17 protein-coding genes are annotated in these 18221 nt (G+C 65.0%); 4 read left to right on the forward strand and 13 right to left on the reverse strand.

What is annotated here, in order from left to right; all coding sequences use genetic code 11:
* Positions 1-17 precede the first annotated feature (17 nt).
* The 11 genes from AAEX60_RS07325 to AAEX60_RS07375 are packed head-to-tail and all read right to left on the reverse strand — an operon-like array spanning position 18 to position 11930.
* Entirely contained in the window at positions 18-317 is a 300-nt protein-coding gene (locus AAEX60_RS07325; RefSeq protein ID WP_342102283.1) for a ferredoxin family protein, read from the reverse strand.
* Complete coding sequence (locus tag AAEX60_RS07330) at positions 314-1600, reverse strand: FAD-dependent oxidoreductase (RefSeq protein WP_342102285.1); 1287 nt, start codon at positions 1598-1600, stop codon at positions 314-316. The genes AAEX60_RS07325 and AAEX60_RS07330 overlap by 4 nt, the downstream gene beginning before the upstream one ends.
* The gene (locus AAEX60_RS07335) at positions 1593-3074 is read right to left on the reverse strand and encodes an MFS transporter (protein ID WP_342102288.1); all 1482 of its coding nucleotides are present in this window, start codon (positions 3072-3074) and stop codon (positions 1593-1595) included. Before AAEX60_RS07335 ends, AAEX60_RS07330 begins: the two co-directional genes overlap by 8 nt.
* Entirely contained in the window at positions 2975-3847 is an 873-nt protein-coding gene (locus AAEX60_RS07340; protein ID WP_342102292.1) for a MaoC/PaaZ C-terminal domain-containing protein, read from the reverse strand. Before AAEX60_RS07340 ends, AAEX60_RS07335 begins: the two co-directional genes overlap by 100 nt.
* On the reverse strand, positions 3847-5460 hold the full coding sequence (locus AAEX60_RS07345; RefSeq protein WP_342102294.1) for an AMP-binding protein: 1614 nt from the start codon (positions 5458-5460) through the stop codon (positions 3847-3849). The genes AAEX60_RS07340 and AAEX60_RS07345 overlap by 1 nt, the downstream gene beginning before the upstream one ends.
* Positions 5461-5484: 24 nt before the next feature.
* Positions 5485-6420 carry an electron transfer flavoprotein subunit alpha/FixB family protein gene (locus AAEX60_RS07350; protein WP_342102295.1) on the reverse strand — a complete coding sequence of 312 codons (936 nt, stop codon included), beginning with the start codon at positions 6418-6420 and terminating at the stop codon, positions 5485-5487.
* On the reverse strand, positions 6383-7126 hold the full coding sequence (fixA, locus tag AAEX60_RS07355; RefSeq protein ID WP_342102296.1) for a putative electron transfer flavoprotein FixA: 744 nt from the start codon (positions 7124-7126) through the stop codon (positions 6383-6385). The genes AAEX60_RS07350 and fixA overlap by 38 nt, the downstream gene beginning before the upstream one ends.
* Positions 7127-7139: 13 nt before the next feature.
* On the reverse strand, positions 7140-8351 hold the full coding sequence (gene caiB / locus AAEX60_RS07360; protein WP_342102297.1) for an L-carnitine CoA-transferase: 1212 nt from the start codon (positions 8349-8351) through the stop codon (positions 7140-7142).
* Positions 8352-8358: 7 nt separating this feature from the next.
* Positions 8359-9495 (reverse strand): crotonobetainyl-CoA dehydrogenase, encoded by a 1137-nt coding sequence (gene caiA / locus AAEX60_RS07365; protein ID WP_342102299.1) that lies wholly within the window; start codon positions 9493-9495, stop codon positions 8359-8361.
* Between the two features lie 10 nt (positions 9496-9505).
* A complete protein-coding gene (locus tag AAEX60_RS07370; protein ID WP_342102302.1) occupies positions 9506-10462 on the reverse strand; it encodes an alpha/beta hydrolase fold domain-containing protein in 957 nt (318 codons plus the stop codon).
* 37 nt (positions 10463-10499) lie between these two features.
* Positions 10500-11930 carry an MFS transporter gene (locus AAEX60_RS07375; protein ID WP_342102304.1) on the reverse strand — a complete coding sequence of 477 codons (1431 nt, stop codon included), beginning with the start codon at positions 11928-11930 and terminating at the stop codon, positions 10500-10502.
* Between the two features lie 105 nt (positions 11931-12035).
* Between AAEX60_RS07375 and AAEX60_RS07380 the strand changes: the two genes are divergently transcribed.
* Positions 12036-13493, forward strand: a complete 1458-nt coding sequence (locus AAEX60_RS07380; protein WP_342102307.1) for a helix-turn-helix transcriptional regulator — start codon at positions 12036-12038, stop codon at positions 13491-13493.
* A gap of 5 nt (positions 13494-13498) precedes the next feature.
* On the opposite strand, the gene AAEX60_RS07385 is transcribed toward AAEX60_RS07380, so the two are convergent.
* Both AAEX60_RS07385 and AAEX60_RS07390 read right to left on the reverse strand, forming a co-directional pair.
* Positions 13499-14242 carry a YaaA family protein gene (locus tag AAEX60_RS07385; protein WP_342102308.1) on the reverse strand — a complete coding sequence of 248 codons (744 nt, stop codon included), beginning with the start codon at positions 14240-14242 and terminating at the stop codon, positions 13499-13501.
* A complete protein-coding gene (locus AAEX60_RS07390) occupies positions 14242-15384 on the reverse strand; it encodes an iron-containing alcohol dehydrogenase (protein ID WP_342102309.1) in 1143 nt (380 codons plus the stop codon). Before AAEX60_RS07390 ends, AAEX60_RS07385 begins: the two co-directional genes overlap by 1 nt.
* 95 nt (positions 15385-15479) lie before the next feature.
* Between AAEX60_RS07390 and AAEX60_RS07395 the strand changes: the two genes are divergently transcribed.
* The 3 genes from AAEX60_RS07395 to AAEX60_RS07405 all read left to right on the forward strand — a co-directional run bounded on the left by AAEX60_RS07395 (position 15480) and on the right by AAEX60_RS07405 (position 18215).
* The gene (locus tag AAEX60_RS07395; protein ID WP_342102310.1) at positions 15480-15935 is read left to right on the forward strand and encodes a DoxX family protein; all 456 of its coding nucleotides are present in this window, start codon (positions 15480-15482) and stop codon (positions 15933-15935) included.
* Between the two features lie 76 nt (positions 15936-16011).
* Positions 16012-16749 carry a response regulator transcription factor gene (locus tag AAEX60_RS07400; RefSeq protein ID WP_342102312.1) on the forward strand — a complete coding sequence of 246 codons (738 nt, stop codon included), beginning with the start codon at positions 16012-16014 and terminating at the stop codon, positions 16747-16749.
* Positions 16746-18215 (forward strand): sensor histidine kinase, encoded by a 1470-nt coding sequence (locus AAEX60_RS07405; RefSeq protein WP_342102313.1) that lies wholly within the window; start codon positions 16746-16748, stop codon positions 18213-18215. The genes AAEX60_RS07400 and AAEX60_RS07405 overlap by 4 nt, the downstream gene beginning before the upstream one ends.
* Positions 18216-18221 lie beyond the last annotated feature (6 nt).

The following is an 18221-nucleotide window of genomic DNA, read 5'->3' on the forward strand; positions in this document are numbered from 1 at the left end:
CGACGCCTCACCCTCCTCTAGCCATGGCGATACTCGACTCCCATTGTCGGCTGCGGAAACTCCCAGCGGGACAAGGCCTTGCCGAGGCTCACGACCCGGCAGGTTCCACATTCCAGGCAGCCCGCGTGGTCAAAGGTCTTGTTGCCTTCGGCGTCGCGCTTGTACAAGGCTGCTGGACAGACCAACACGAGTTTGTCGAACTCCTCGTCACTGGGCTCGTCCACCATCACGATGTGTGGGTGGTCCTCGTCGACGTTGTACTTGTTCGACGCCAGGTAGGCGTCCACGTTGACCGTGATCGGTTCGATGTGTTTCACAGTGCCCTCATTCCCTTGCCGAGATCCATTGCCAGATGACGAAGCCCCATCCGCCGGATGATGGGGGCCAGTTGCTTGCGTAGCGGCTTCACTGGTGTTCCGTCGGCCAGGAAGACCGAGCGCATGACGTCGCGCACCATGTCCGGGTAGCTGTCGAAGACCCGCGGCGTCGTCTCCATGAAATTTGGGAAGTGCCGCAGGGTCCGCAGGTCCTTGAGGACGAAGGAGTTCTCCAAAGCCGCTCGGTAGCCGGCCAGCCCGGCGGCGGAGGTGTCACCCTGTTCCAGGGCTTCGGCAGCCGCTCGTCCGGCGTGCATGCCCGCCGCGATGGCCAAGTCCATGCCCCGCACCGTGTAACCCGCGTTGATGCACATGAGGGCCGACTCACCGGCCAGCAGCACACCGTCTCCAATCAGGGGAGGCATCGCGTCAAAGCCCCCCTCGGCCACCATGTGTCCAGAGTGTTCCACCACCTCGCCGCCGGCCAGGACCGGAGCCACGTCCGGGTGCCGCTTGAAGTCCTCCAGAAGCTGGTAGATGGGAGTCTCGGATTCGTAGAGGTCCGAGATGGGGGCCACGATGCCCACCGAGATGCTCTCCCGGTTGGTGTACAGGAAGCCACCGCCGACATGGCCCTTGGACGCATCCCCGACGAACATCCAGGCCATTCCGTCTTCGTCGGCACACATCGAACGGTCTGAAATGACACGTTCAGGCAGCGCGATCACCTCCTTCACCCCTACCGCCACGTGCCGGGACTGCAAAGCGCGTGCGCCGACGGCCGACGACGTCAGCAGGGAACCCACGCCATCGCACAACAGCACCACGTCGGCGGTGATCTCGTCACCACCGGCGCGTACGCCCACGACTCGGTCACCCTCCTTGATCAGTGACTCGACGGCGATGCCGTTGATGTATTCCGCCCCGGCCGCTTCGGCCCGCGCGGCCAGCCAAGGATCGAAGCGTGCTCGCAGCACCGACCAGGACTCGTACTGCTCCTTGCGCATCAGCTCGTCGGTGTAGTCCACGGTGGTGGCTGCATCGTGGGCCAGCATGGTGATGCGTTCGCGGACGATGCGCCGCTCCAGCGGTGCGTCGGTCTTGTAGTCGGGGAAGACGGCTCGCAGGGCATGCGTGTAGAGGCGTCCACCCGAGACATTTTTCGCGCCACAGGTGTTGCCACGTTCGATGACCAGGACGTTCTTGCCGGCCTTGGCCAGCTCGTGTGCGGCCACAGGACCGGCGCATCCTGAGCCAACGACGATCGCATCGAAGTCAGCCATGGTGTTTTCCTTCCATCGGAGATGTGCCCGTCGGTGACGGGCGGGTGGGGTGATCCAGGGAACTGGTCTGCTCCAGCGGGCGACCCCGGGTTTCGGGGGCCAGACCCAGCGAGAGGACGAGGGCGAGCAGCAATAGGCCGGCGCCGACACACATGGTCGGCCCGATGCCCCAGCGCTGCAGGAAGAGCGGCAGGCCGTAGGTGGAGAACACCACCCCGATCCGGCTGATGGCGATGGCAATGCCCACCGCGGTGGCCCGCACTTCCGTGGGGAACAGCTCATTGGGGTAGAGCCATTGCAGGATTCCGGGCCCGCCGGAGAAGAAGGCATAGGTGCCGAAACCGAGCAGCACCACGAGAATTGGGGCGTGGGCCCAGATGCCCAGCACCATCAACCCCACGGTCATCATGCCCAGTGAACCGATGAGCAGGGGGCGCCGGCCGATGGAGTCGAGCCATTTGATCGCTGGATACGTTCCGACCAGGAAAAGGAAGCTGACAACAGCCTCGCCCAACACCCCCGAGCGCCCATGTTCCAGCCCCAGGGCACCCATGATGCGCGGGCCGAAGGTGTAGATGGCATACATCGGCACCACCTGACAGAGCACGAGTACCCCAAGGTAGAGCACTCGCACCAAGTAGCCACCGCGGAGGATTGTCCCCAGCCCGCGTCGATCGGGACTTTGCTCGTCATCGAGGTTGACATCGGCACCGAAGACCTGGACGGCCACCTCATGCGCCTGGTGCAGCTGTCCTCGTTGGGCCAGCCAGCGTGGCGACTCCGGGATGTCATGCCGTCCGACGAGCAGCCCAACGCATGGGATGACCGCCGACGCCAGCATCCAGCGCCAGCCCCGTGTTACGTCATAGAGAAGCCAGCCGATGAAGGCAGCCACCGTGGCGCCCAGATACCAAGCCCCGGCTACGAGCCCCATGCCGACGCTGCGGTGTGAGATCGGCGTGAACTCGGCGATCAACGATGTCGCGATCGGGTAGTCGGCGCCGATGAAGAAGCCGAGCAGCAACCGCAGAACCAGCAGCTGCCATCCGGCGTCGATCACGAGAGCCAGCGCGGAGGCCAGGCCGATGGCCGATATGTCGATGATGAACATCACCCGTCGGCCGAAACGGTCGGTGAAGTACCCACCAGCCAGAGAACCGAAGAAGATTCCCGCCAGCGCGGCTGCCCCAGTGGCTGCCACCTGGAAGTCACTGAGGTGCAACTGGATGGTGGCCTGGACGAGCGCCACCCCGATGATCGACAGGACGTAACCGTCCAGGAAGGCTCCCCCGCTGCTGAAAACAATGATCTTGCGCAGGAAATGATTCATGGGCACGTCGTCGATCCGGGGGGCACCCGTTCGGGCCATGGCAGTTACTTCCACTCGATGATCCCCCAGTTGAGGTGCGGCTTTGCCTCTGGACTGTTGGTGTCGACCAACTTGAAGCGGGCCTCGTTCTCGCCCACCTGCCACAGCTGGGTGGTGAGGGTGGTGCCGGGGTGCACCGGTGAAGTGATCCGGGTCTTGAAGCGGGTCAGGCGTTCGGGCTGGTCGGGGATGAAGGTGGAGATGAAGTGCCGCATGACGACTCCCGCATAGCTGATGGCGTGCAAGATTGGTCGCGGTTCGCCGTTGGCTGCGGCGTACTCCCAGTCGATGTGCTGTGGATGGAAATCCCCGGAGAGTCGGTAGATCAGAGCCTGGTTCGTCGGGATGGTCTCAATGACCTCCGCGTCGGGCGCCCGGTCCGGCATGTCGACGACATCCTTCGGTGCCGCCGGGCCGCCCCAGCCACCGTCATAGATCAGGCAGTCCCAGGACTCGTTGGTGAACAGCAGATTTCCTTCGGAGTCGTACGTGTCCCCGATGTGCTGGGCCAGCAGGCCGCGACCTTCACCACGATCGAACAACCCTTCCAGCCGCACCTTCGTCTCCAACCGGTCGGCCATCTTCGTGATGGGCTTGTGGAAGCGCAAGTCGAAGCCCCAGTGCAGGGACCCGGCGTAGTTGTACCCATAGTCGATGGTGCGGGTCACCTCGGAGTCGACGATGGGCATGGCACCGAACATGGGCAGCACCTTCAGCTGCGGATCACGCTCATCGTGCTCATTGAGGTAGACTAGGTCGTTCTTGCCGTCGATACCGGCGCCGCAGCCCAACGCGAACAGTTCCAGGTCGCGGAAGGTGTAGTCGCGCACGAAGGGGCCAAAGGTCTGGCCGACCATGGCAGTGTTGATCTTTCCCATCAGATATTCCTTTCGAACGGTTGATTCGTTTTCTTGCAGGGGCTCAGTGACAGGCGCGAGAGCTCCGCCTTCGCGATCTTCATCGACTCGGTACGGGGGAAGTGGTCCACCAGCTCCACGAGTTCGGGGACCTTGTAGCTGTTGAGGTGTTCAGCACAGTGGTCGATCACCTGCCTTGCCGTGAGAATCGCACCCGGCACGGGGCGGACGAAGGCCTTCACGGTGGCGTCACGCAACGAGTCGGGAAGGGCCACCACCGCAGCCTCGGCGATCAACGGATGCGCGCTTAGAACTGTCTCCACCTCGGTGGCCGAAATGTTCTCACCAGCTCGTTTGATCATGTCGATTCGGCGGTCCACAAAGTAGAACCAGCCATCCTCGTCGCAATAGCCCTGGTCGCCCGTACACAGCCAGCCATCGGGGCTCAGGGCCTGGCGAGTGGTCCGGGGGTCATCGTGGTAGCCAATGGTGAGGCTGTGGCCTGGAATCCCCTTGATCCGGATCTCACCCACTTGGTGGGGGTCCAGCTGGTGGCCATCCTCGTCGAAGATACCCACCTGATAACCCAGCCCGGGCCTGCCCACCGAAGGCCAGCGACGCTCACCCACCGGTGGGTCAGTCAGGGCCCAGCCAATCGACTCAGTTGACCCATAGCAGTTCATCAGGTGCAGCCCGAAGCGCTGCTCGAAGGCGGCCTTCTCCTCGTCGCTGATCGCGATGAAGTACTGCACCTCACGCACGCTGTGCTGCGCGTCCAGTGGATTCGGAGGTTGGAGGAGCATTGTGCGGGCCATCATCGAGATGAGTTGGATGACGGTGGCCCTCTCTGTGCGCACCGTCTCCCAGTAGCTGTGCGCCGAATAGCGCTCGACCATCACGAGGGTGGCCCCAGCCACCAGCACCGGTGTCAGAGCGGCCAGCTGGAAGTTCGAATGGCAGGCCGGCATCGTGGTGAGCAATCGGTCATCGGGGCGGAGCGACGTCTGCCAGACTCCGTACTGGCCCGAGAAGACCAGATTTCCCTGGGTGATGAGCACCCCCTTGGGCGCGGCGGTGGAACCAGAGGTGTAGAGGATCTCGGTAACCGTCTCCGAATTGAGCGGCGCCTGCACTGGACTGTCGGCCTGGCCCTCCACCAACGTGTCGAGAGCCAGGGTCGGACAGGGCATGGATGGCTGGGCAGAGGGTGCTCCGGCCACCAGAACAGCCCGCACATCGGGCTGGCCGACGAGAGCGGTCCGATGACATTCAAGCCGGTCCGCCTCCACGACAATCCAGGCACATGAGGTGCGTCGGATGGCTCGATTGATCTCGGCGGCGCTGGCACCCATACCGAGGGGTACCGCAATGGCGCCGATCTCCGCCAGCCCGAACAAGGTGGCCAGCATGGTGGGGGTGTTGCGCAACTGGAGCAGGACGGTGTCACCGAAACCGACACCCAGCTCGACGAAGGCATGGGCGCACCGGTGGATCCGTGCGGCCATCTCGGCATAGCTGAGTTCGATGCGGTTGCCTTGCTCGTCCAGGTGGACGAGGAAGGTTCGCTGGCCATGGGCCGTGCGTGACCATTCCCACAGCGATGCCGTGGTCGTGCCCGACGCGATGGTACTCACCGTCCTGCTCCTCACTCGGCCCGGCTACAGCTGCTTGGCCAACTCGGGCAGCACCTGGTACAGGTCGCCGACAATCCCGAAGTCCACGTGGCTGAAGATCGGCGCGTTCTTGTCCTTGTTGATGGCGACGATCACCTTTGACTGGTTCACACCCACCATGTGCTGGACCTGACCGGACAGACCGATCGCGAGGTAGAGGTCGGGCTTGATGGCCGCGCCGGACACACCGAGGTAACGCTCAGGGGGCATCCACCCGACCCCTTCGGCAATGGGCCGGGTGCAGGCCAGCTCGGCACCGAGCTTGTCGGCAACGCCCTGGGCCAAGGCAAGGTCGTCCTGACTTGCGAAGCCACGTCCGACGCCCACTACGCGGCGAGCCGCGCCCAGATCGACGGTGCTGCCGGCGGTGGGCCGCTCTTCGATGATCCGCACGCCCTGCAGGGGTGTGCCCGCCAAAGCTTCCGTCGCTCCGACTCCAGCCGACGGCTGTTCGATGGCCGGCAGGCTGGAAACCACCAGCACCGTGGTCTCGGCCACCACCTGCTCCGTGGCAATGGCGAGACCACCATGGGCAAGCCGGTTGACCGTGGACGGCTCAGTTGGCAGTTCGGCGGCGACGACGGCACTGACCCCCAGACGGGCCGCAACCAGACCGGCCAGCAGCCGATCCTGCGTGCCGTCCTGGAAGACGATGCACTGAGCACCACGTGCCGCCAGGGCATCGGCAACGCTGCCGGCGTACGACTCAGCGGGCACCGAGCCGTCCACGTCCATCATCAGGGTGAGGTCGGCAGAGCTGAGGGGACCAGCCCCCACGCTGATGGCGTTGACGGTCGCGGACAGGCTTCTGACCGCACTGGCCAGCCCATTGCCGCGTTGCATGTCGTGGTTGACGATCCAGATGTTATCCATGTTCTTCCCTTCAGAGAGACGTGATGAAGGCGGCGAGCTGAGCAGCAACCTCGGCCGGCTCGCCCTCGATGACCTTCTGCTGACGTGCCTGTTGTTGCGGGGCCGTGACCGACACCAGCCGAGTGGAAGCCGCGGGGGGCTCTGCACTGGTCATCGTGACGGGCTTCTTTCCGGCGGCCAGAATGTCCCGCATGCCGGGGATACGGGGGGTGTTGATCCCGGATGTCACCGAGAGGACGGCGGGCAGATCGACAGCCAGTATCTGGGTCTGGCTTTCCAGCGCCCGCTCAACGCGCAGACCCCCCTCGGCGGGTTCCACATGGTCAACAGCGTTGAGGGTCGGCAGGCCAAGCAGACCTCCCAGAATGTTGCCAACCTGCTGTGCGTAGCGGTCGGAGCTGCCGGCGCCGAGCAGCACGAGGTCGACCGCGCCAAGCTCACGAATGGCGGCAGCCAGCAGGCTTGCCGTCTGGAAGCTGTCGCCCTCGGTATCCCCTGTGACGATGGTCAACTGGTCCAGGCCGCGCGACAGTGCGTCCTTGCGCAGCTTCGTGTTGTCGAGCTGGGCGCCACCCACCGTGAGGCCAATGACCTCGCCGCCGAGCTGGTCTGCCAGCTGCCGGGCTGCCTCGATGGCGTTGAGATCGTAGCTGCCAATCTTCCAGCTGGCGCGGGACAGGTCGAGGGAGCCGTCCCGGCCGATGCTGATGTCCGCATCGTCGGGTGTTGCCTTGAAGCATGCAATGATGCGCATGGTCGTTCCTTTCCTAGTTGGCTTGCTTGATGACGCCGGATCGGCTCAGCTGCTCGATCTGTTCGGCGGTGTACCCCAGGGCATGGAGAGCCTCTGCCGTGTCCTGACCGTGGTCCGGCATGGGACGCCACATCTGGCCGGGATTTCGGGTGAAGTGGGGGAAGATTCCCAAGCCCTTGAAGGTCTCGCCGTCGTTGGTCTGCCATTCACTCCAGACGCCACGGCGGCGCAGGTGCTCTTCGGCCAGCAGGTCAGGGAACTCGTTGACCTTCTGGGCTGCAATCCGATGAGCAGAGAAGTCGGCCTCGACGTCAAGGGTCTTGCGAGTGGCCAGATACTCCTCGAGCTTCTGCTCGATGAGTTCGGCCTTCGGGCTGGACAGCCACAGGGCGCTGCAGTCCTCCGGATAGTCCGGCGTACCCCACAACTCACCGAGTCCGATGGTCTCGAGCAGGTACTTGTTCTGCTGGACGCCATACACGCAAAGCCCGATGAAGCCGTCGGCACAGCGGTATTCACCAATCGCGCAGAGATTTTGGTTCCGGGCGCCAGGGCGGGGCCAGATGACACCGTCGTTCAGGTAATCCACCAGGTAGTACTGCCCAATGGCCAGCAGGGTCTCGTACATCGCGACGTCGATGGACTCGCCCTGGCCGGTGCGATTCACCTTGTGCAGCGCCGCCAGCGTGGCGCTGGCGATCATCAGGCTGTTGATGTAGTCACCCGCATAGGGGCCCGGGTTGATCGGCTGGTCAGGTGAGCCGTTCTGGGCCATGTACCCGGAGTAGGCCATCACCGTCAGGTCGTATGCCGCACGCGAGGAGCGCTCGGGCACCCCCGTCTGGCCGTAGCCCGAGACGTGGACGATCACCAACCGCGGATTGGCCTCCCACAGCACCTCGTCGGTGATGCCCTTACGGGCCCAGGTACCGCCCTTGCTCGACTCGATGAAGACATCGGCATCCTTGAGCATCCGCAGCAGAACCTCGCGACCTTCCTCGCAGAAGTAGTCGAGGGCAACGCTGCGCTGGTTACGTCGTTCGGCCTGCTTGATGTTTCGAGTGTCGCGGATGGTGTCACCGGCCGCGGTGTTCTCCAGCCAGGTGACATCGGCACCCCATTCCCCCATCAGGCCGGCAGCACGCGGGACAGCCAGCTCCATCGCGGCGTAGACAACCTTCACATCATCGAGAACGCCAAAGGAGGGTTTCTTCGTGGTGGTCATGGCTGCCTCACTTTGCGAACTGGCGCAGGACGCCCTTGGCCACGGTGAGGATCATCATCTCGTCGGTCCCGCCGCTGACCCGATCAACACGAAGGTCCCGCCAGATGCGCTGGATGCGGTGGTCACCTGCAACACCGATGCCGGCCATCACCTGCATCGCGTCGTCGACGACCTCGAAGGCAGCGTTGACGCAGTAGTACTTGCACATGGCGGCCATCGTCGAGGTCATCTCATCGTTGTCGTGATGCCAGGCGGCCTCGTAGACCATGTTCTTCATCGCATTGAGCTTGATTGCCATCTCCGTGAACTTGAGCTGGTTCAGCTGGAATCGGCCGATGGGCTTGCCGAACTGGATCCGCGCGTTGGCGTAGCGGGCGGCGTCCTCGAAGGCCGAGATGGCCACGGCATAGTCGCTGGCCGCCACCAGGAAGCGTTCGAAGTCGAAGTCCTTGATACCGCGACGGAAGCCATTGCCTTCGGCGCCAAAGATGTCGGACTCGGAGAGTTCGACATCGTCGAAGTAGACGTCGGAGCAGCTGTCCATCCGCAGGCCCAGCTTCTCCAACGGCTCCACCCGGATGCCGGGCAGACTCATGTCAAGGAAGAACTCCGTGAACTGGTCGGGCTGGTCGGCATTGCGCGCCATCACCACCAAGAAGGGGACATGCCGGGAAGAGGTGATGAAGGTCTTGTGACCGTTCAGGTAGATCTTTCCGTCACGACGCGTGTAGTTGGTCTGCAAGCTGCCGACGTCAGAGCCGGCGCCGGGCTCGGTGCACGCTGAGTTCCAGATCTGCTTGCCGGTACCGACATAGGCGAGCACCTTCTCAATCTGCTCGGGGGTTCCCTCGCGCAGGATCGTGTCGAAGCAGGGGAGCTGGTAGAGCACGTAGGTGGGTGCACCCCAGCGACCCAGCTCCTCGTAGACCGCCGTGAGGGTGACGAGCCCCATGTCCAGACCGCCATGCTCCTCGGGAAGCATGATCAGGTCGAAGCCGAGGTCACACAGGGCCTTGACCCAACGCTCGGGATATTCGTGGTCACGATCGCACTGGGCAAAGTAGGGCTCCCAGTTCTCCCGTTCCATGAGCTCCCGGACGTTTTGGACCAGCAACAGCTGTTCGTCATTGAGCTTGAAGTCCATCGTGATTCTCCTAGGTGTTGTGGCTCGACGGTTTGTCGGAGTTGAAGAGGTCTGTCAGGAAGGCAGCACCACTGGCGAGGGCGGTCCGCGCTTCGGGCAGCAGTCGCGCGTAGTGCAGGAAGCCGTGCAGGACACCCGGTGACTCCCGGAGGCTGCAACGAACCCCTCGCTGCTGCAGGATTGCTGCCAAGGCATGTGAGTCATCGCGCAGCGGATCGAACTGGGCTGCCACCAGGTGACAAGGGGGAATGCCATGCGTGAGGTCGGCCGACAACAGGTCGACCAGCGGGCTGGAGACCTCTTCCGGGCAGGTCAGGTAGCTGCCTTCGTAGTAGGCGAGGTCATCGGCGGACATGCCGTCCCACGGCCCACCGAAGAGGCGACGCGAGGTCGAGTCGCGCAGCCCGTACATGCCGTAGTAGAGCAACAGCCCACTCACCAGGCCCACGGCATCCACCCCGGCCTCCTCACGCAGGGCAAGGGTGGCGGCCAGCGCCATGGTGGCGCCAGCACTGTCCCCAGCGAGGGCGATCGGGCGGTGTCCAGCGGCCACCAACTCTTTGATGGCATCCACGCACTGTTCGATGGCGACCGGGAATCGTGCCTCGGGAGACAACGAATAGTCGATCCCCACCACGACCGCACCCGCCTCGGCGGCCAGGCTCCGCATGATGCGGTCATGCGTGTCGAGACAGCCCAGCACCCAACCGCCGCCATGAATGTAGAGGACAACGGGAAGGTCCTGGCTCGCAGTGGGACGGTGATGCCGCAACAGCACCGCCCCGTGCCGGGTCTGGATCATCTCGTCGTGGCTCGACGCCATGACCGCCCCACCCTCGTTCCAGAAACGGCGTTCTTCACAGTAGGCCGCGCGCAGCTCTTGTACGCTGGCCCCGATGCCCTGCGGCGGCGCCAGCCGCGCAGATGCCTTGACGACCTTGCGCATGGTGGGACTGACCAGATCCATCACTGGAAGAGCACCCTGACTCTGCATGACGCGAAACTCACTCACCCAACACGCCAGCAGCCTGCTGCCGGGAGGTGCGTCGGATGTACCAGTAGAGCACCAGCGATGAGATCACCGCGAGCACGGCGGTGACGATCAGGATCCAGAAGATCTGCTGGTAGGCCGCTCGGGTGACGGTTCCCGCCGAGTTGGTGTGGGCGTCCATGATGGCACCGAACCAGGTGCTGGAGAAGGTGTCTGGCAGGAAGCCAATGATCGACAGCATGCCCGTGGCGGCACCGAAGTAGGTCAGGGGCACCTTGCCCTCGGTCAGCTGGGCGGAGACGACACCGAAAGCACCATTGGCGATGAAGCCGAGCAGCACCACCAGGATGCAGGCGATCACCATCACACTGCCACCAGCCGGGAGGAACATGAGGGCCAGAAGGGCTCCGACGAAGACCAGAGACCCGGCGGCGATCGTCACTGACGGGCGGAAGCGGGCGGCGATCTGGCCAAAGATGGGGCCGGAGAGCAGCGTGATGCCATAGTTGCGCACGTTGGCCACGACCGTGGCGGCCGCCAACGAGACGCCCAGCACGCCGGTCATGTACGGAGTGGTGTAGGTGACGCCGGTGTAGAAGAAGTAGACGAAGAACAGCGTGATGGCGGCCATCCAGACCACCGGATCGCGCAGAGCGAGCCCGAATTCCTTGAGGCTGAAGCTGCCGGAATCGCTCATCTCACCAGCGAATTTGGGAATGCACAGCCACGACGCGACACCAAGCAGGAAGATCAAGCCGGCGAGGAAGTAGAGGTAGACAGAGACCCCGAGGCGAAGATTGCTTCCGACCGCGGCAACAATGGCAGTTGAGATCAGGCCGATCAGCAGGCCAGCCACCCCATAGAAACCATAGGAGAGGCCAATCCACTTCGGATATTCTTCTTCGCTGGAAACCAGCCGCACCAACTTGTAGCGCACACCCCACCAGATCAGAATCGTCGTGACGCCCATCAGGATGAAGACGACGTAGAGAACCTTGAGGCTGGGAAGGGTGGCGTAGATGGCCGTGAGGATGGCGGTGGAGACGAATCCAACCGTCGAGAGGGTACGCATCCTCACCTTGTCTGCCACGATCCCGGACGGCAGATAGCAAATGAGGGCCGTCATCGCGTAAGCGCCAAAGACTGCGCCCAGCTCGGTGTTGGAGACGTTGAGAGCCTTCAGCAGCGGATCATAGAAGACGGCCTTCAGGTAGGCCGGCGCGTAGATGATTGAACTTCCGATGCTGGCCAGAATCAGGATCGTCCACCGTCGGGCTGAGCTGAGATCGGCGAGTGTCTTCTCGCCTTGCGGGTTCGCCATTGAACACTCCTTGAGCAGTGATGACGGCAGACCTCGTGAGGCCCGCCTTGACTCCACCCTGACGGGCCAGGCCGACATCTGGCATCCCCTGATGGTCATGATGAAGTCATTGATGAAGTTCATCCGATGACATCCCCAGGAACTAGTGAGAGGGCTGGTCATGGGCATGTGTGAGGATCGTGATGGGGGTGGTGAGCCAAGCGGCCCTAGACTCCCGCACGAGATCACATGGAGGGCAAGGCAATGATGGCGATGGGGCCGTTGCGCGTCGGGACGACTTCGTTGTACGACCCGCGCCTGAAGTATGTGGGCCTTTCACTGGTGCTCACCTGGCACTACTGTCTGTGGTTCGTACCCAGCGCCTTCCCATGGGCCCGACTGTTGGATACGCGGGTCACCTATTCCTGGCTGCTTGCGCTCTTCTCCTTCGGCGTGACCTGTGCCGTTCAGGTCTTCCGCTCCGCCTCCAGCGGTCATCTTCAATTGACTCCCGGAAACATTGTGACCACCGGAGTGGTCTCAAGTGCTGCCACCATCCTTGTCGAGTGTGCAGGTATTTCGTGGATCCCCTTCTGGGCCACGTTGGCCAGCGCGCTGGTTGTCGGGGTATCGGGAGCGATGCTGTGGGTCTGGTGGGGCGAGTGCCTCTATCAACAGAATGCGCACTTCTCGCTACGGCATGTGGGTGTCGTCCACGGTCTGGTCATGCTGGGAGGTGTTGGCACCGTCAGCCTGCTGAATCCTTGGGCGGCAGCCAGCGTGACCGCACTCATTCCGTTGATTTGTTCGCTGCTCCTGAATGGCTGGGCACACCGACTACCCGCCGCCCCACCCCCCAGAAAGCTCCCGTCGGAGACCGCCTCGCAAGGAAATCGGGCTCGATTGACGGTGCTCGCCATCTCGTTCCTGGGTTCATTCGTGTGCTACTACACAGTGGCGATCGTCCCGTGGAGTGCTTTCGACGACATATCGCCTGCCTATGAACAGGGAGTACTACTGGGGGCGACCCTGCTGCTTGTACTGGCCCTGCTGCAGCAGTACGTATGGCCGGCGAACTCAGAATTTCGCATCTATCCATGGCTCCTGTGGTTTGTGATCGTCGCGTGCCTACTCTGTCTGGCCGATCAGCGAGGGCAGGCACCGGCCTTCCTGGTGGCGGTGGCGGTCACCTCACTGTTCGAGATCTTCCTCACCATGTACACCGGGGTGCTGGCCTGGCGCGGCTACACAACCGGGGCATCGGCCTTCGGGCTTTCCGGTGCTGCCATCCGTCTGGGAATCGCCGGGGGAGACGCCACGGCCATCGCGTATGAGCACCTGCCCCGTTGGCACGATGTGCTCGTCGCACCCACCTTTGCGGTGATGGTGGCGGGGCTCGTGGGGGCCCTGATGACGTTGGTGCGGCAGGAGTATGTGATCGAGGAACTGACGCGCAAGCCCCAGACCCTGTCGGAGCGCGATGTCCTGGTGATGCAGATCGCCGAGGAGTTCAAGCTTTCGACGCGCGAACGGGAAGTCATGATGCTTCTGGGGCACGGTTACACGGCGTCTGCCGCGGCGGAGAAGCTCGTGCTGTCGCCGCACACGGTAAACACTCACATCCAGCACATCTACGCCAAGCTTGGCATCCACAAGCGGTCCCAGCTCATCGCCTACCTCGACAAGCCAATGGACCATCACCCCTGACCTGATCAGCGGGCGGTGACCAGCGCTGCCCAAGGCTTGCCGGGGCGCTTCGGCAGCACCAGTTCCACGTCGAAGCCCTCCCCCAGCGCCGCCGGCAGGTCTGTGACCCGCTTCACCACGTCGGTCTGGCAGAGCCGACGGGCCACCAGCCCGCGGGTGTGCTTGGCCCAGTGCGAGGCGCCGGGGACGTCCACCACCACCCAGCGTTCGGCCAGCTCGGGGGTCGGCTTCCAGGCGGCGCGGTAGCTGGTGGAGCGGCAGTCCACCACAATCCCGGAGCCCACCTGGGCGGGCAGCACCTCCGCCAGCCGGGGCGCCCAGAACCGGGTCAGCGGGCCCACACCGGGCAGGTCCACGTCCATCGCCAGCCGGTAGGGGCTCACCCGGTCATTCAGCCGCACCGCCCCGTGGGCGGCGCTCATCACCAGCAGCCGGCCGGTGGCGCGTCGGGAATCCGCGGCGGGCAAGGACTTCAGGTCCAGCGCGTCGTAGAGCACCCCGGTGTACAGCTCCCGGGCGCGCAGCGCGGGCGCGGTCAGCAGCCGGGTGTTGGCCTCGACGTCGTCGGCCAGGCTGGCGCCCACCTTCAACACCGTCAGCGCGTCCGGCTGGGCGCTGACCGTCGCCAGGGCGTCCAACACCTGGCGTCGGGCCCCGGTGAGCTCGGGCAGGCTGAGGGCTGCCAGGTCCATCGGGCGGCCGCGACGGGTGGTGGCCTTGCCCTCGCTGGGTGGCAGCAGGACCAGCATCACAGGGACCCGCGGACCACGAAGGCCAGTTCCTCGCGGGTCAGCGCAATCGGGTTGCCTTTCATGGAGGAGCTACGGAAGGCCTTGTCACAGGCCTCATCGATCCGGTCCTCCGTCAGGCCGAGCTCGGCCAGGCCACCGATCTCCAGCACCCGGACGGTCTCGGACAGCCAGCCCACCAGGGCCTCCACCTCGTCGACCCCCGTGACCAGCCGGGCCATCTCCCGGTAACGTCCCAGGGCGGGGTTCTGAGGGTCCCGCTCGGAGATGGCGGCCACATTGGCGGCGGTGATCCCGGGCAGCAGCGCGGCGCAGATCGCACCATGCGGGGCGCCGATCATCCCGCCCAGCGGCCCGGCCAGGCCGTGCACCGCGCCCAGCTTGGCATTGGCCAACGCCAGCCCGCCCATCAGTGAGCACAACGCCATGTCGGTGCGGGCCGCGATGTTCTTCGGCTCCCGGTAGGCGTCCCGCAGGCTGCGGGCGGCGGCCTCGACGCCGGTACGGCAGAAGCCGTCGGTCAGTGGCGTCGCGAACGGTGAGGTGAACGGCTCCAGGCACTGGGTCAGGGCATCCATCCCCGACGCGGCGGTCACCTGCGCCGGGCAGGCCAGGGTGAGTTCGGGATCCACCAGGGCAGCCCGGGGCAGCATCGCCGGGCTGCGTAGGCTCACCTTCACCTGGTCATCGGGCGAGGCCAGCACGGCATTGGCGGTGACCTCGGAACCCGTCCCGGCCGTGGTGGGCAGCGCCACCACCGGCACGCTGTGGTTGGGCAGCGGCTGTCCCTTGCCGATCACCTCCGCGTGGTCCAGCGGGTCACCGCCGCTGACCAGCAGGATGCCGACGGCCTTGGCCAGGTCAATCGCGGAACCGCCGCCGATCGCCACCACCACGTCGGCGCTGGCCTCACGAGCCAGCTGGGTGGCCTGGCGCGCGTCGACCATGGTGGGCTCGTGGCCCACCCGGTAGCCGGCCACCACACCGAGATCCCCGTGCAGGTGCTGGTAGCGCTCGGGGCTGTTGCCGGTGACCAACAGCACCCGGCTGCCGAGGGATTCCACCACCTCGCCCAGCTGGCCGGCGACACCGACCCCGAAGCGGAGGGAGCCGGCGGTGGCAAAGGTGAAGGCGGTGCTCATGAATCCATCCAAGCCGCCGCGGCGCCACTGCACAACCGTCGGGCCCCCATAGGGTGGGGGGCAGACCGGCCCCGGCGTCGCGGAGAGGACCAGCCATGAAATCCTTTGTCAGTTTCTGGCAGCACACCAGCCTGCTGGTGGTTCGGCTGGTGCTGGGCTTCCTGCTGCTGACCCATGCCTGGCACCGGTGGAGCGTGGTGGGGATGCCGGCCGAGATCCAGCACCTGCAGGCGCACCACGTGCCGCAGCCCTACCTGATGGCCTGGGGCAGCGTGGTGCTGGAGCTGCTGGGCGGGGTGATGCTCTTCTTCGGGGTGCTGGTGCCGCTGGTGGCGCTGGCGCTGATGGTGCAGCAGCTGTTGGTGATCGTGTGGATCAAGTGGCGCAATGGGCTGTTGCCGCACGCCGATGGCTTCGAGAACAATCTTCTGCTGGCCCTGCTGGCACTGCTGCTGTTCACCTACGGTTCCGGCCGGGCCGGGCTGGACTCCTTCATCTTCCGTCGCCACCGGGAGGATCCGGAACGACGAGTGGTGCGCGAGGTTCCCTGACCATCGTGATCCGCTCACAGAGTCCACACAGGGTTGTCACAGCCAGCCACGGTTTTCATGGGGGAAGGTAGGGCACATGGCACGATTCGATCCGAACTCCGAACAGCTCACCCGCCCCGACGGCTCCCCCATCCGGGTGCTCACCGTCGACGACGAGCCGAGCCTCACCGAGCTGCTCAGCATGGCGATGCGCTACGAGGGCTGGGAGGTCTCGACGGCCGCCAGCGGCACCGCCGCCGTGAAGACCGCCCGCGAGGTGCGCCCGGACGCGATCGTGCTGGACATGATGCTGCCGGACTTCGACGGGCTGGAGGTGATGCGCCGGATCCGCACCGACCAGCCCGACGTGCCCGTGATCTTCCTGACGGCGAAGGATGCCGTCGCGGACCGGATCGGTGGCCTGACCGCCGGTGGCGATGACTACGTCACCAAGCCCTTCAGCCTGGAGGAGGTGATTGCCCGGCTGCGCGCCCTGCTGCGCCGCAGTGGTGCCACCGCCCCGCAGAACGACTCGCTGCTGGTGGTTGGTGACCTGACGCTGGACGAGGACTCGCACGAGGTGAGGCGCGGTGGCGACGAGATCAACCTGACCGCCACCGAGTTCGAGCTGCTGCGCTACCTGATGCGCAATCCCAAGCGGGTGCTCTCCAAGGCGCAGATCCTGGACCGGGTGTGGAACTACGACTTCGGTGGCCAGGCCAATGTCGTCGAGCTGTACATCAGCTACCTGCGCAAGAAGATCGACCACGACCGTGCGCCGATGATCCACACCATGCGCGGCGCGGGCTACGTGCTGCGCCCCGCCGCCGAATGAGCGAGCTGGCGGTGCCCGCGTCCCGGTCCGAGGCGCTGGCGCCGATGGATCTGAACCCGATGGGCAAGGGCACCCTGTCCCGCAAGCTGGTGCTGCGGGTCGCCGGGCTGGTGATGCTGCTGGCGCTGCTGCTGGGCACGGCCTCCACCGTCGCGGTGCGGCACCAGTTGATCGCCAATGTGGACGCCAAGTTGGCGACCGCGATGCAGAGCCCGGACCGCTACTACGACACCGATCGCAAGAACTTCGGTGACCGGATGCCGCCGGGCACCGAGGTGGGCCAGATCATCATGATGGTCTCCCCCTCGGGTGACCAGGGTCGCATCCTCATCGACGACTCGGAACAACTCGCCACCACCGTCGCCCAGCAACTCAGCTCCTTCTCCTCCACGGAGCCGAAGACCATCCACCTTGACGGGTTGGACAAGGACTACCGTGCGGCCAGCCGGCCCACCCCCTACGGCACCCAGATCATCGCCCTGCCGCTGGACGTGGTGAACCATTCCCTGAAGCAGCTGGTGATCACCGAGCTGGCGCTGACCGCCGCGGCCCTGGTGGGCGCCATCCTGCTGGCGCGCGCCCTGGTCAGCAGCGCCCTCAAGCCGCTCAACCGGCTGGCCGCCACCGCCACCGAGGTCTCCAACCTGGCCCTGGACCGGGGCGAGGTGGCGCTCCCCCAGCGGGTTGCCGACGCCGACGCCGACCCCGCCAATGAGGTGGGCCGGGTGGGCTATGCCTTCAACCACATGCTGGAGAATGTCGAGGGCGCGCTGGCCACCCGGCAGGAGTCGGAGACCAAGGTGCGCCAGTTCGTCGCCGACGCCTCCCACGAGCTGCGCAATCCGTTGGCCGCCATCCGTGGCTATTCGGAGCTGACCCGTCGGTCCCGCGACGAGATGCCGCAGGACACCGCCTTCGCGATGGGCCGGATCGAGGCGGAGAGCACCCGGATGAGTCGGCTGGTGGAGGACATGCTGTTGCTGGCGCGGCTTGACAATGATCCGTCGCTGGACCTGACGGAGACCGACGTCGTGGAGGTGGTGCTCAATGCCGTCAGCGACGCGCAGGTGGCCGGCCCCACCCACGAGTGGAGCGTCGACCTGCCGGAGCAGCCCGTCGTGGCCCGGGCGGATGCCCTGAAGCTGCACCAGGTGGTGGCCAACCTGCTGGCCAATGCCCGCAAGCACACCCCCGCCGGCACGCACGTCGAGACCCGGGTCAGCACCGACTCCGGCAATGCCGTGATCATGGTGATCGACGACGGCCCCGGCGTCGACGAGTCCATCAAGGACACCGCCTTCGAGCGTTTCGCCCGCGCCGACACTGCCCGCGCCCACAACCAGGAGGGCTCGACGGGCCTGGGCCTGGCCATCGTCGCGGCGGTGATGGAGGCCCACGGCGGCTCCGCCCGGCTGGACTCCCAGCCCGGCCACACCTGCTTCACCCTGACCATCCCGCTTGTTTGACTGGAT

Source organism: Luteococcus sp. H101 (genome assembly GCF_038433155.1).
GTDB lineage: Bacteria > Actinomycetota > Actinomycetes > Propionibacteriales > Propionibacteriaceae > Luteococcus.